The 15,037-nt window shown below is 49.0% G+C and carries 8 protein-coding genes and 1 riboswitch; of the genes, 4 read left to right on the top strand and 4 right to left on the bottom strand.

What is annotated here, in order from left to right; all coding sequences use genetic code 11:
* Positions 1-52: 52 nt before the first annotated feature.
* Together ACFQ88_RS10710 and ACFQ88_RS10705 are read right to left on the bottom strand one after the other, a co-directional pair.
* Positions 53-4,222 carry a fibronectin type III domain-containing protein gene (locus ACFQ88_RS10710; RefSeq protein WP_379454080.1) on the bottom strand — a complete coding sequence of 1,390 codons (4,170 nt, stop codon included), beginning with the start codon at positions 4,220-4,222 and terminating at the stop codon, positions 53-55.
* 55 nt (positions 4,223-4,277) lie between these two features.
* Positions 4,278-4,381, bottom strand: a riboswitch (cyclic di-GMP riboswitch).
* Between the two features lie 547 nt (positions 4,382-4,928).
* Positions 4,929-7,469 carry an adenosylcobalamin-dependent ribonucleoside-diphosphate reductase gene (locus tag ACFQ88_RS10705; protein ID WP_379454365.1) on the bottom strand — a complete coding sequence of 847 codons (2,541 nt, stop codon included), beginning with the start codon at positions 7,467-7,469 and terminating at the stop codon, positions 4,929-4,931.
* Between the two features lie 521 nt (positions 7,470-7,990).
* Between ACFQ88_RS10705 and dat the strand changes: the two genes are divergently transcribed.
* Positions 7,991-8,824 carry a D-amino-acid transaminase gene (gene dat / locus ACFQ88_RS10700; RefSeq protein ID WP_239633511.1) on the top strand — a complete coding sequence of 278 codons (834 nt, stop codon included), beginning with the start codon at positions 7,991-7,993 and terminating at the stop codon, positions 8,822-8,824.
* A gap of 142 nt (positions 8,825-8,966) precedes the next feature.
* Here dat and ACFQ88_RS10695 read toward each other — a convergent pair whose 3' ends face one another.
* Together ACFQ88_RS10695 and ACFQ88_RS10690 are read right to left on the bottom strand one after the other, a co-directional pair.
* The gene (locus ACFQ88_RS10695; protein WP_239633510.1) at positions 8,967-9,809 is read right to left on the bottom strand and encodes a lipoate--protein ligase family protein; all 843 of its coding nucleotides are present in this window, start codon (positions 9,807-9,809) and stop codon (positions 8,967-8,969) included.
* Between the two features lie 53 nt (positions 9,810-9,862).
* Positions 9,863-10,963, bottom strand: a complete 1,101-nt coding sequence (locus ACFQ88_RS10690) for a hypothetical protein (RefSeq protein WP_379454079.1) — start codon at positions 10,961-10,963, stop codon at positions 9,863-9,865.
* A 181-nt stretch (positions 10,964-11,144) separates the two neighbouring features.
* Between ACFQ88_RS10690 and ACFQ88_RS10685 the strand changes: the two genes are divergently transcribed.
* The 3 genes from ACFQ88_RS10685 (at position 11,145) to ACFQ88_RS10675 (ending at position 15,026) form a co-directional block, all read left to right on the top strand.
* Positions 11,145-12,950, top strand: coding sequence for a DEAD/DEAH box helicase (locus ACFQ88_RS10685; RefSeq protein ID WP_379454078.1), 1,806 nt, complete (start codon positions 11,145-11,147; stop codon positions 12,948-12,950).
* Entirely contained in the window at positions 12,947-13,954 is a 1,008-nt protein-coding gene (locus ACFQ88_RS10680; protein WP_379454077.1) for a YqhG family protein, read from the top strand. Before ACFQ88_RS10685 ends, ACFQ88_RS10680 begins: the two co-directional genes overlap by 4 nt.
* 160 nt (positions 13,955-14,114) lie before the next feature.
* Positions 14,115-15,026 (top strand): hypothetical protein, encoded by a 912-nt coding sequence (locus tag ACFQ88_RS10675; protein WP_239633506.1) that lies wholly within the window; start codon positions 14,115-14,117, stop codon positions 15,024-15,026.
* Positions 15,027-15,037: the final 11 nt, after the last annotated feature.

The raw sequence follows: 15,037 nt of genomic DNA, 5'->3' as shown, positions 1-15,037 counted from the left end.
GGAGAGGAGCGGTCATATAGAAACCGCCCCTTTACATTGCCAGCAACTACACTTACTCTACCGTGTACGTAATTTTGGAATATTCATTAGTTTTAGAAATAAATTTAATGATGTTCGTTACTGTTTTATCGGCATCCTTCATAGTCATTACAATTTCACCTGGTGTAAACTTGTCCACTGTCATATTGGTACCGCTGATGTCTCCAAATGTTAATTCAATTTGAGGTGTCATCGCGCTCAAATCCAGAACTTCGACCGCATCTGGGTCGTAGACAATTGTGACTTTCCGTTCCTTCAATCCAGCCTTATTAGGAACGACAACGACGAAATTGAAGAAGTTATCTTTTTCCACAGTTATTGTTAATTGAGGTGTAGTTGTCTTTTTAACGGGTTCTGTCCATCCGCTAACCGCTCTGCTGTTCCTGGATCTTACCCGGTATACGTGCATTGTATTAGGCTCAAGCCCTTCATGGATATATTGAGCGGATGTATGCCCAGACATTACTTTACCATCAATTTCAACATCATAACCTGTCGCGTTACTAACGGAATCCCATGTCAAGGTAATGGAAGTGGGAGTGGCGCTTGCTTTCACATTGGAAGGCATTTTGGGTGCTGTGGTTCCGGCTACCGGTAAGCTCCATGCACTGGTTTCACTCCATTCACCAACAGATTCTTCATTTTTGGCCCTTATTCGGTATGAATGATTCGTATTCGGCTGCAAGCCTTGATGCACGTAGGACGTTGCAGAACCATTATCGAGTAGAACGCCATCCGCCTCGATCTCATACCCCGTTGCGCCTTGTACGCTATCCCAAGATAGCGTAATTTGCGTGCTAGAAGGGTCTATTTGTATGTTAGACGGCGTTCCAAGTACGGTTACTTTTGTAAGCGAATCGCTCCATTCCCCAACAACCTGATCATTTTTGGCACGAACTCTATATACATGCCATGAGTATGGGTCTAAACCACGATGTTCGAACGAGCCAGATGCTCCATTGTCTATGATGTCACCGTCATAGAACACGTCGTAACCTGTTGCTCCAGGAACCAGGTCCCAAGAGAGTGTGATGGAAGTGCTGGTAGCTACAGCAGTCAAATTTTGCGGCTTACCAAATATAGTCGACTTGATTACTGCGTCTGCCCATTCTCCCGTTCCGCCAGCATTTTTGGCTCTCACACGATAGGTATGGGCATCATTGGCATTGATTCCTTTATGCTCATAAAACGTGTTCAAACCATTGTCAACAACCAATCCATCTACTTCAATATCGTAACCCGCTGCATTAAATACAGGATCCCAAGATATCACGATGCTGCCGCTTGTTGCAGCTGCCTGCACATTTTGAGGTATCCCCGGCCAGGTCATTGTTGAAACCTTACTACTCCAAGACCCTAGTGCTTTCACGTTTTTAACCCGAACTCGGTACGTATGCTCGGAGCTTGGACTCAGTCCAGAATGAGTATAGCTGGTAGAAGTTCCTACAGATTGTGGCACTCCGTCAACTTCCACTTCATATGCTTCAGCTTCCTCGACAGCTGTCCATGTCAATTCTAGCGAACTTGCTGATTTAGCTCCCACCATAATTCCTTCCGGTATTCTTGGTAACGTTGTTGCCTCTTTAATAAGGCTCCACTCGCTAGTGCCATCCGAATTTTTAGATCTTACCTGATATTGATGAGTCGTATATGGCCCTAGCTTGTCATGAGAATACGTATTGCTTTCTCCTGCATCCACAACAATTCCATCTACCATCAAATCATATCCACTTGCGCCTGAGACTCGACTCCATGCAACCTTAATCGATGTATCTGAAGCGGAAGCTGTAAGATCACCAGGAACTCCAGGCAATGTAATTTTAGAGATCACGTTGCTCCATTTACCAGGACCGCTGGAGTTTTTCGCTCTAACCCTAAAGCTGCGCTGAGTATTGGGATTCAAATCATTATCCACAAACAAAGTTGATGCACCGTTATCCAGAATCATCCCACCAAACTCGACATCGTACCCTGTTGCCCCTCGAACTGCATCCCATTCAAGCTGTACGGAAGTGCTAGTTGAGTCAAGACGTATGTTAGATGGTACATCCGGCAGAGTCCAAACGGGAACAATTGGAGACCATTGCCCGATCAAATCACCACTATTTGCACGTATTCGGAATGAATGAAGGGTCCCCGATTCCAAATTATCGTAGTTGTATTCGGTTAGGTTACCCAGTGAATGCAACGTCCCGTCTATTTCCAGCTCATAGCCATCCGCATTAAAAATAGGTGTCCATCGGAGTACGATCCCCGTTTCCGTAGGAATTGCGGTAATGACAGGCGTAGCAAACGGGTATAATCGATTTTGAGGGACAACTTCTCTTCTTTGAGAGGTACTCTCCCAATAAAGGGTTGCCTTTGGATTACTATCTGTACTGGAATACTCCATACGAATATTGTGCCGCTTACCAGCTTCCAGATTAATGTTCCCGGATAAACGGCCCTGGTAACGCTCGTCCCAGCGTTCTAATAGCAATTGATCATCAACCCATAGTTTTACAGCTCCTCTTGTATCCACTTCAAATTTATAGTTTTCGCTGTACTGAGGTTCAACTTGGCCAGACCATATGACGGAGAAGTCACGATCGTTAAACCCTTCCACCGGAAAGATCGGCCTGCTGTTCAAATCAATCGTCTCGTCTACCTTCGTATACACATTGCCTTTAAAGCTTCCTTCGCTGTAATACTTAGCCTTTAGACCATGCAATGTATATTTTAATTGGGTCTGTCCATCGTTTCCTGTTTGTATGATTGGCCGCTTATTTGCCGTCATATCTCCTCCCATTGCAAACCATCCGCCTGTCTTGATTTCCAAGTGGTTGTTGACATGAACATTGTTATGTATAAATAAGTCTCCCTTTCGTATGGTAATGGTGGCCGTTTCGTTATTCGATACAAGATCGCCGATCACCATCTCATCCTCGACTTGCATTTGCACTTTGGTATTAATATGAAGTTTATCGGATATCCATAAAGTCTTAGCCTGAACATCAAGTAAACCGTTGTTATAAATTAACGTTCTGGCAAAAAGCTGATCATCTACTTTTAAAATGGAGTTATTATTTAGGTGAAAATTCCCCTCGACCCAAAGACTCCCTCCACTTATAAGGACATTATCCCGTGGAGCATGAATATACACGTTTGCATCCGAATTCGCATTTACGTTTCCTTTTACAATAAGTAGGCCCGTGACATTAATATCTAATTTCCTGTTCATATTAATGCCATTAGCTATAAGCACAACCGGTCGCGAGGAAGAGCCTAACGTTATAGAAGAGTCAAGATTTAGATGCCCTGCCTTGATTATTACGGGATTCTGCGTGCTGTTTTCAATTGCTCTCAAGAGCCCTGCCGAATCGCAATTTGAGCATGGAGTTGCTTTACGTTCGTAATCTGATTGTACTTCTGCTCTCTGCTCTTCCCCAGCTTGCATATACCGCTCAATTTCTTCCTGCAGACCTCTTACTCTGATAAAAGGTGGCGAATTATGCTCGTTGTTCATCTTTCCAGAAAGAATCACTTTATCCCCAGGATTTTTTTTCGCCTCTGGTGGAGGACCAATTGTAGGGTTATCATCAGTAGGAATTGCTGTTGCTTTCAGGATTGTCGATCCGATCTTCTTAATTTCAATAAACTGAATAGCAGTTTGACCTTCTGACGATTCGTCGGATCGGATAGTTATCTTGCCATCTTTCAGATCAATTGGCTTCGTAATTATTAAATGCTCTCCGCCTTTTACAGCAGACTGCTGTAAAAAGGGGATTCCTTCAACAAACAACGTGTTGTTGCTCGAATAAACGGCGTCTCCCACACTTACAGAAACCTCATAACTTCCATTGTCCAGTTTCATTTCCCAATACCCGTTTTGGCGAATGCGCACGTGAGAGTTCAACTCGGACGCTTGATAAGTAGAACGAACAACGGTTGCGTCTGTGTGGGAAATATTCCAACCATATTGGTAGCCATTTTGCAATCCGAATACTTCTCCATAATCAGGAAGGTAGTCCTGGACCATCGGTGTACCTGATGGCTGAAAGTTTATTTTGATCTCATCCGGCTGCTCCGCTAATGCCATAACATTCAATTGACTGATCAACGGAAGCGCGAACTGTAACATCATAAAGAAACATACTACTTTCGTCATGATATTGAAGCTAAATCTCACATCATTTACCCCCATACTTTTACATTTTTCTCCCTAATGTTCTTTTTTGAACGCAAAAAAACCAACACGATCGGGCGGCCCGGCTGCCATCCCTTATCCATGCTGATGCATGACATAAGTCTTAGGCCCGTGGCTTTGCGTCCCTATCTTTCGATAGGTTTGCCTTTTTCTGTTCAGTCGGTTTTAATCTAAAAATGAGACAATGTCTCTACTACTATTATCCAATATTCTACATTTAGTAGAAATGTCCTGCATTATTTTGTAACTTTTTTAAAACTTATGTCGAAAGATGCAGGACAATAGACGTATATAGTAATAATTACTAAGTACATGCATGGGAAACATATTAAAGAGAACTCAAAACCTTTCATAGAATCGGCTGTTAGCAACACGCTGCTGCCGATACATATCGGCAACTGCTTCTTAGTTGTAGTTCAATATTAAAAAGCTGTCCCCAAATTTAAAATAGCTTTCTTCAGCTATTCAGGCACAAAGAGTAATTTAGTCATACCGCTATCTATCCTTTATCACTAATAAAATAGGCAGACGAAAATAGCACTCGTCTGCCTTGATATATTTTCATATGCTAATACGCATAAAATCAAATTCTAAAAAATCTGAAACAAACCGTCTAACGAATTATGAAACAATTCTAATTAATTCTGGAATTTCACATAAAAAAGAAGAGAAAAAAAGAGAGGGGCCTCCCCCTCTCTTTATCTTAACTGCAACGGCTGTAGCCGCAGTTGGTGCAGTTCTTGCATCCCTCGCTGTTAATCAGCGAGGCGCTGCCGCAAGACGGGCACAAGTCGAGCGACGTGGCCGATTGGCGAGTCACTGCGTATTTCGCCGTCGACTCCATGACGACTTCCTGCGTCGCCGTCACGTAAGCGTCCGCTTCGTCGGAGAAGTCGCCGTGCATCTCCAGTGCCTTCGCTACTGCATCGGCAATAGATTCTACGCGATTAGCGCCGAAGCCGATCGCGCCGGAACCGCCGATGCCCTTCAGATGCTTGGTCAGCAGCTGTACCTTGTTGCCATGATCTCCGTAGCGAAGGAACAGCGAGATGACGCGTCCGAGCGCTTCCGACATGGCGAATACGTCGGAGCCGGCTTTGCCGACATTCAAAAAGATTTCGCTAGGCGTGCCATTCATATCATTGATCGTGATGTAAGCCATGCCAAACGGTGTGTTGAATTTATAGGTAGCACCGCGCAATATTTGCGGACGGCGTTTGTATTCCTTATCCAATACCGCTCCCGGTTTGATTTCGGAAGAAGCTGCAACCGTTGCTGCTGTAGTAGCTACCGCAAGACTCTCCTGCTTCGTGCTATCCTCTTTACTCGATTCCGCCTTCACAGCTTCACCTTTAGTCTGTGCATCGGCCTTATCTTCTTTCTTGTCCGTGGACAGCACTTGTACGTCGCGGCTGCCGTCGCGATAGATCGTAACACCTTTACAGCCCAGGTCGAACGCAAGCTCATACAAATTTTTCGTTTCCTCTACGGTGAAATCAGCAGGGCAGTTCGCTGTCTTGGAGATGGAGCTGTCCACCCACTTCTGAATAGCGGCTTGGGCGCGAATATGATCCTCGGCCGACAAATCCATCGCCGTTATGAAATATTCCGGCAGCTCCTCGCCCGGGTGAGCATCCTTCCATTGCTGAGCTATTGGAACATACTGCTTATCGAAGCCAAGACGGCTTTGACGGTAATATTCAAAAGCAAAGTAAGGCTCGATACCGGTAGACGTGCCAACCATCGTACCCGTGCTGCCCGTAGGCGCTTGGGTAATAACCGTGACGTTGCGCATTCCTTTCTTTTGGATCGCTGAGCCCACTTCCGGATATACGCTGGTCATGTTCTTCATGAAGCCGCTCTGCAAAAATTTGTCCGCTTCGAACTTCTGGAAGCTTCCTTTCTCCGATGCGATCTCGGCAGAAGCAAGATAAGCTTCTTTGGCCATGAAGCCGTAGATCTGATCAAGGAACACAAGGGACTCCGGGCTGCCGTAACGAATTTCCAGCTTAATCATAAGCTCGGCAAGTCCCATCGTTCCGAGGCCTACGCGGCGCTCACCCTGCTGGTTGATCCGGTTTTCTTCGAAATGGTAAGGCGTCTTATCGATAACGTTGTCCAGAAAACGAGTCGAATAACGAACCACTTTGCCCAGCTCATCCCAATCCACGTCATGCTTCTCGGCATCATAGAACTTGGACAAGTTAATCGCGGACAAATTACATACGCCCCAAGCCGGCAATCCCTGCTCGCCGCACGGATTCGTGCAAATGATCGGATTGAAGTACCAGCTGTTGGACATCTGGTTGTAATACTCCATAAAGACGACGCCCGGCTCGGCTGACTTCCATGCCGATTCAATGATGGTATGCCACACCTCGCGAGCTTTTACGGTACGGTATACATTCACGTTCTTGCCAAGCTTCTTCCACTTGTCCAAATCTCCGTCCCAGAGCTCGTCATATTCCGCATCCGTCGTATCGGGATAGACGAGATCCCAGTCCAAATCTTCCTTCACGGCTTTCATAAAACCATTGCTGACACATACGGACAAGTTGGCATTCGTAATTTGTCCCATCGTCTGCTTAACGGTGATGAAATCGACAACATCGGGATGCCAGTCGTTCATCATCAGCATCAAAGCGCCGCGCCGGCTTCCTCCCTGCTCGATCAAGCCGGTCGTATAGCTGAACAGTCCGCCCCACGATACGGCGCCGCTTGAAGATCCGTTGACTCCTTTGACGACTGCGCGTCTAGGACGCAAGGAAGACAAGTTGATGCCAACTCCTCCGCCTCTCGCCATAATCTCCGTCATTTCGGACAGCGTGCTCATAATTCCGCCGCGGCTGTCGTGAGGAGACGGGATAACGTAGCAGTTGAACAGCGTCAGCTCGTCGCTTGCATCGGCTCCTGCGGCAATACGCCCGCCGGGAACCAGCTTCCAGTCATCAAGTATATATCTGAATTTATCCGTCCATTCTTGTACTTTCTCCGGGGTTGCTTCTACCGATGCCATCGCGCCTGCCAACCGATCCCACAGCTGCTCCGGTGTTTTCTCTAATGTTAAGGTCAATTTCTCGACCGAAGATTCTACGATGTCTCCACTGCGAAGCTTAATCTGGACTTGCTTGCCTTGCCGCGAAATCACTTCGCCTACTTCCTTCGCAGGAAATTTCGGGTCATCCTTTGTCAGTACGAGGACGGTATCTCCGACCTTCGTATGGCTCGTATCCGCATTCTTCATCGCATAGCGGTCCAGGAATATTTTTTCGCTTAATCCTTCGAGTTTAGAGCCGTTTACAGTGTTCAATTACAACAACCTCCCGAAAAATAGACTACAACAAAATCACAATATATGGTATGCATAATCCATTATAACTTACTACATATTGTGTTTCTAATGAGCGGATAGCGGAAATTGGAAGCCAGGACAAGACGTATTGCCATTTGCTTTGATTTGCTCCGGTATTCAAGCTTTTTCGCTCATTGAATCTTCATATTATTCGACAAAAATCAGTGCTTTTGAGCAATGAAAATCCGACATATAGCGACTCGAGACCTATTGGCTGTACTAGTTATTTGTGTCTCAGCACACAGCTCAATGCACACCTTTGACAATCCGTCCCGACCATTGGTAACCTAAATATAGAAGGCTCGGGTTAGAGGGTATCGCTTTCCATATGATAGGAGCATATCATAAATAAAAGAACAAATCAAACATTTGTTCGCATTTCGCTATACCAGCGGTTTTAGGAGGTTATTGCTATGTACTACTTGTACCAAAACGAGTTTTATCCGAAAGACCAGGTGCTTATTTCTCCCGATGATCGAGGCTACTACTTCGGGGACGGCGTATATGAGGTTTTTCGGGTATACAACGGAGCCCTTTTCGAGGCGGAGGGACATTACCGCAGACTGGAATCCAGCGCACGAGACGTACGGATTCCTCTCCCTTACTCCATAGAGCGGCTCGACGAGCTGTTAAAACAATTGATCGAGCTCAATCATCTGAACGAAGGCACCGTTTATATGCAGATTACCAGGGGAGCGGCGCCAAGAACGCATCCTTTTCCCAAAGAAACGGATCCCATTCTGATGGCCTACTGCACGGAAATGGCTCGACCGCTGCCTACAATGGAAACAGGGATCACAGCCGTTACGATGGACGATATCCGCTGGCTTCGCTGCGATTTGAAGACATTGAACCTGCTGCCCAACGTCCTTGCCAAGCAGCACGCGCTGGACCAAGGAGTCCATGAGGTCATTTTGCACCGCAGCGGGGTTGTAACGGAATGCAGCGCCTCCAATCTGTTCATGGTGTCCCAAGGAGAGCTGCGTACGCATCCGGCCAACAACCTCATCCTGCATGGCATTACGAGAGCCGTCGTTCTGCGGCTTGCTCATGAAGCCGGCATTCCGGTTCGGGAAGAAGCCTTTACATTGGACGAGCTGCGTTCGGCCGAGGAAGCGTTCATCTCGGGGACGACTACGGAAATCACTCCTGTCATCTCCGTAGATCATAAACCGGTAGGACAAGGAGCTCCAGGCCCGGTGACGCGCAAGCTTCAACAAGCGTTCACACGTTTGGTGCAGCCTTAAGCTGAATAACCCAAAAACCTTCGGAGATCATCTCCGAAGGTTTTACTATATACTGCGTATAAGTGTCAAAGCTGAAGTAAGAAAGATAACGCGTGTCTAAGGCCTAGCTCATTGGCGCTAGAACCTGCCACGCAAGAGAACATTATCTCCGCAAGTTCCAAGCCTCATTGCCGTACTTATCCGCAATAAGCTGCTGAACCAGCGTTTGCTCGTAATCCGTCAAGGCTCCTTCCTCCAGCTCAACACCGAGCCCTTCGGCGACGCCTTCACGGAATGCGACTTCCACTTCCGCCAGTTGAACCGTCGGCCTTCCCAGCTCACGGCAAATGTCGTTGATCGCTACCGCTTTTTGCGAAAACTGCTGCTTCAGCCGCTCCTGAATCCGTTCGTTTTTAAAGCGCAGGACGCGGAACAGCTGCTCCGTATCCATATCGAGCAGAATCGATCCGTGCTGCAGCACGACCTGCTTTTGGCGGGTTTGCGCGCTGCCCGCTATTTTGCGGCCTTCTACCACCAGCTCGTACCAGGACGGCGAATCGAAGCAGGCAGCCGAGCCCATGGAGGCGTACTTGCTCTTGTCCTCCTCGCTTGCAAGCTGCACCATCTGCGCATCCAGCCCAAGCTTGCGGAACCCGAGCAGCAGCCCTTCGCTCAGCACGCGATAAGCCTCGGTCACTCCGCTCGGAATGCCTGGATAGCTCTCCGCTACGATAATGCTGTAGGTCAGCTCCTTATCGTGCAGCACGGCCCTGCCGCCTGTCGGTCTGCGGACAAAGCCCAGTCCTTCCTGCTCCAGCCGTTCGAAATCGACTTCCTCAGACTTTTGGAAGTAGCCGATGGACAACGTCGGCGGCTGCCAGCCGTAAAATCGCACGGTAGGCGGAACCGCCCCCTCGCTGTGAGCGATCAGAATCGCTTCGTCTACCGCCATATTGTATGCAGGATCGTGCGACCCAGTAGATAGAAAACGCCATTTTGTATTCATGCTGTTCCTGCCTTTCCTTCCATCCCAGTGTATCATCCGAGATCTCGGTTCCATTATTTTTTGGCACAAATCGTCCTTGCTTCCGTCAGTTCTTCAATCTGAAACTGCCTGCTCGGCTGCTCCGATGCATCTGTAGCTACAATAGCTACAGCCCCATCCTCTCCAAGCACCGCAAAACGGTCTCCCATCGCCGCCACGTCGACAGGCCGGTGATCCCACGCCAGCTGCACCTGCTTGCGGCTTTTCAAATCGAGCAGCGCCAGCGGTTTTTCCAGATCCACGGTTTTGTGAGACACATCGTAGCGGTTGATCAGCATTTTTCCTTGCAGTGCCTCCATGGAATAGGAATACGGCTTCGTATTGGAGACGAAATTGTTGGCAAGCTCATATGGAACCTGCTGTGAGTTGAATTTATAAATTTTATTGGACCATTCGCTTTTATGACGCTGGGAGATCATCATATAAATATCGCCGTTCGTATCGACGCTGACTTGATCCAGCGGATATCTTCTCGCTTCCTGGATCAGCTTCCCCCATTCTCCGGTGACCAGATCAGCTTTATATATATTGGAGCTCGTGCTTGCATTGTTGGAAGTGACGAAGTACACGTCCTTGCCTGCGCCTTCCACATCCTCCACACCTCCAGGCACAAGCCATTCCTTCACCCACCGATGCTCTTTCAGCTGAAAAATGCCTACCTTGGTCATTTCATTGCCTTGCTGAACGGTACGGTCTGCAGAAGCAACGAACAGCAAATCCCCGAAGGCATAGCTTCTTCCAGGAGCCCATTGCGGTGTCGGATAGGGCGTGAAGCTCTTGGACTGCTTATCCTGAATATACAAGCCCCGGAACGAAGTCTGGTCATTCGGATTGTATACGGTAACCACGGTATGGTCGGCCGAATAGCTGATGCTGCTGATAGGACCGTCGGTATCCAGAATCCGCTCGCTGCCCCCGCTTTTACTGTCGACGCTGAATACGTGATAATCATCCGCTACAAGCAAATCCCCGCCGCCGCCTGTCGTCAGCCGAGTTGGATGTGCTGCTCCAACCCCGGTCCCGCTATCCTGCGGATGGGTGCCCCGGGAAACATACTCGAACAGTCCTAAGCTGAATAGAATCAAAGCAGCCAGCGCTAGGAGCCACTTTTTCAAAAAGCATCGTTCCCCCTTCATACATGAATAACCCCTGTAAAGCCCTGTTCGGGTTATGAAAGACCCCTTTTTCGTCCATACTAAAAGCTAACTCTAGTTCTATCTGAACTACCGTCGTACGCACCAAACTAATTATGCCAGCTTTCCTTACCGAAGGAAGGCTCCAAAGGAGCGGCATGCCATGCAATCTAACGATAAAAAACACCACGTCCGTCCGTTCAACGAACATGTGCAAATTCATTACGACCGGGAATGGTTCGAAATGCTGCACGACAAGGCGCTGCGTAACGGCACTTGGGACGATTGGACTTTGTACCAGCTGGCCTTCGAGGCGGAGCAAGCGAGCTTGATATCAAGCTTTGATCAGCTCCAGTCGCTCGTTCACATTCCGCAGCTGACACCGATGCCCCATCAGATCGAAACCGCCAAAAAAGTGCTGACCGAAATGCGGGGCAGAGCTATTCTGGCCGACGAGGTTGGACTGGGTAAAACGATAGAAGCAGGGCTTATATTAAAAGAGTATATCATTCGCGGCCTTGTCAAAAAAGTGCTTATTCTTGTCCCCGCCTCTCTCGTGCTGCAGTGGGTCCGCGAGCTGAACCAGAAATTCGGCATACCTGCCGTTGCGCAGAAGAAAGAATATATGTGGGTGCAGAACGATATTGTCGTTGCGTCCATGGATACGGCCAAGCGCGACCCGCACCGCGACATTGTTCTCGGTATGGAATACGATATGCTGATCGTCGATGAGGCCCATAAGCTCAAAAACAAGAAGACGACAAACTATCAATTCATCAACGAGCTTCGTAAAAAATATTGCTTGCTGCTGACCGCGACGCCGGTGCAGAACGATTTGAAAGAGCTGTACAATCTGATCACGCTGCTGAAGCCGGGTCAATTGGGCGGGCAGAACAGCTTCCAGGCGAATTACGTCGTCGACAAGCGAATTCCCAAAAACGAGGAGCAGCTGCAGCAAGAGCTCTCCAAGGTGATGATCCGCAACCGCCGCAGCGACGGCAATGTCAATTTCACCAAGCGTATCGTGCGCAACATTCCTTTAGCGCTGTCTCCTGAAGAGCAAGCGCTTTACAATGGGGTGACCGATTTCGTCAAGGGGCGCTACGAGGAGGCGGGAGGCGATCTGAGCAGCATTTTGTCGCTTGTTACCCTGCAGCGCGAAGTATGCAGCAGCCGCGACGCCGTATTCATTACGCTGGTGAATATGTTCAAGAAGACGCCGGAGGACTCCCCGCTTCGGCCGCGTATTTGGGAGCTGGTCGAGCTGATCCGCAGCATCAAGTCCAATACCAAGGCGGAGAAGGTAATGGAGCTCGTTCAGGAGATTAACGACAAGGTGATTATATTCACCGAGTACCGTGCATCGCAGGAATATTTGCTCCAGTTTTTGAAGGATCACAAAATTACAGCCGTCCCGTACCGGGGCGGTATGAACCGCGGCAAAAAAGACTGGATGATGGATTTGTTCCGCAATCGCGCGCAGGTGCTTGTGGCGACAGAGGCTGGCGGCGAAGGGATCAACCTGCAGTTTTGCCACAACATGATCAACTTCGACTTGCCCTGGAATCCGATGCGGGTTGAGCAGCGAATCGGGCGTGTGCATAGGCTCGGGCAGCAGGACGATGTAAAAATATACAATTTATCGACCCGTGGAACGATTGAAGAGTACATTCTTTCGCTTCTTCACGAAAAAATCAATATGTTCGAGCTGGTCATCGGTGAGCTCGATACGATACTCGAACGGTTCGAACAGACTCATTCACTTGAAAAGCAGCTGGCGCAAATGATTCTAAGCTCCAAAAATGAGGATGAAATTCGCCGGCAAATGGACGATCTGGGCCGTTCGTTCAGCGAGATTCGCACGGGGCTTACGCGCGATACGGACACGGGCGAAATGCAGCGCGTTAACGCGATGCTCGATGCCGTAGGCCAGACGATACCGAGGAACGATGCGGAGGTATCTTCATGAAAACCGATCAAATTCAAACGTTCGTCATGCGCTATCTCGAAGCGGAGCAGTGCGATATTCTGGAGAAGCATCCGGCTTATGTCACGGTGAAGCTGTCCCCTTCCGCCGATAAGGAGCTGAACTATCGCCCCTATTATTGGAGCTTTGTGGAGCGGACCGGCGTTACGCCGGAAACGATGACATGCACCTTTATTTTCGATCCCGAGGAATATAAGGCATCGCAAACAGCTAGTGCACCACTTGTCGGAGGACCGGCAGGTCAAGCTGCGCCATCCCCGGCAGGGAATAACGCCGCAGGCGCGCCTATGCCTCCCGGTGCTCCGGCCGACAGCATTTTGGGCCGTTATTTCGGCTTTGTGCCGACCCAAATGACGGCGCGCGTCCCCAAAGACGAGGTGACCTTCGGAAGCCGCAGACTGGGGCAAATATTCGAGGCCGTGCGCAATAAAGGACGGTTCGTCCATTTATATGAGCAATTCAAGCCCGAGCAGCAGCAAAAATCGGCCCCTATGTCTACGCTTGCCTACGAAACGTGGATGCAGGTGAATTACAAGGTGGAGATGGCATGCGATATGAAACGCAGTGAAATCCATTCGCTCGGCATCCATATGGTTACGGGAGAAATACGGGAGCACTTTCAGGATGTTTTGAGGACACGGAGGCTGTCCCCCCGAATTCCGCCGCAGGTCTATATGATCCCGGATAGGCTTACCTTGCCGCGTGCCGTTATTTATTTGGAAGAGTATCTGGAGAGGAAGCTAAGGGATTACGATCATTCGTGGGCGGAGGATGCACAATTTCGGCTCCAGGACGAGCTGAACCGGATCCGTACCTACTATGAATCGTTAATTCAGAGTGCCGATCTTGACAAAAAGCCGGATTTCGAAGCGCAATATGCGAACCGCCGGCAGGAAATCGACTGGCAGTTCCGCCCGCGAATCGAGGTAACCGTCATCAATTGCGGATTGTTCCATCTTCAAGCGGGGAATCCGGCTATGAACTGACGAATTCCGCTAAATGACAGCAAAAATAGAAGCAAACTTTTTTTTGCCCGGCTACAGGTTCTAACAAACTTTTCAAGGCATATTTTATACAATAAGGGCATAGCAGTTGCATTGTGTGACAGCATCCGTGCCCGACTAACAGAAGTGAGAAGGTGAATGGATGAGAACTTCGATTTTATGGCTGTCCGCCCTGCTTCTTTGGACAAGCCTGCTGGTTGCCCACCCGCTCTCCAGTGCAGCGGTTACGGACAATCCGCCGATTCCCGCTCAAGCGTTACTGCCTGCTTCCACCGATTCCGCGGTGATCACCCCTTCTTTTATGGATGCGGTTAACCAATGGATGAAGCGAATTTCCAATGAACAAGGCTACGAAGCATGGAAGCAAGCCACTTGGACCAGCTATCCCCTCGGTCCCGGCACCCACGGATGGATCATATTGCTCAAATCCGGCGGGGCTGAAGTCGGCTATATGGTGTTGTATGCCGATGACCCGGGCAATCCGAACAAATACCGCCTTGCGGAATACGGCCGCGGGAATACGCCGCTCTTCAGCTTGAATACGCTGTACCGATCGTTGGTGCAGCTAGAACTTATCGATACTTCTTATCAAGCAGAGCGATGGTATTCCGGTCCGTTCTATGCCGTATGGAAGGTTACGTCCGGGACCAGCCAATATATCATTGATGCCAAAACCGGCGAGCTGCTGCCGGTCCTCTCCGATAAGCTGCCGGAAGCAGACAGCCTATCCGTCTCGTCTGCGCCCTCCGTACAGCCGGAGCATTCCATCTTATCCACCGTACAGATCGAGCCGTTTGATCCGTACGACCGACTGCCCTGGGTTTCAGGCAAGCCGATCGTCTTTAGCTCGCTTGAAGAGCTTGAAACCGCTCTCACTAAGGAGCGGAAGCTGACCTTCGTAACGGAGCTTTATGACCGTAAAGTTACCGTCCCGCTTGCAGTTACCGGCCTTCAGCGATGGAGCGACGATAGCGTGTTCCTGCTATTGGATCAGGAAGGGACTAGAGCCATTCCTTACGACACCGTCATGAAGCTGGGCAGCGTATTCCCTTAGGTTTTTCTCCT

This window comes from Paenibacillus sp. NPDC056579, from assembly GCF_042793215.1.
In the GTDB taxonomy this organism is placed as follows: domain Bacteria; phylum Bacillota; class Bacilli; order Paenibacillales; family NBRC-103111; genus Paenibacillus_S.
This window is presented reverse-complemented; position numbering and strand designations above follow the sequence as displayed.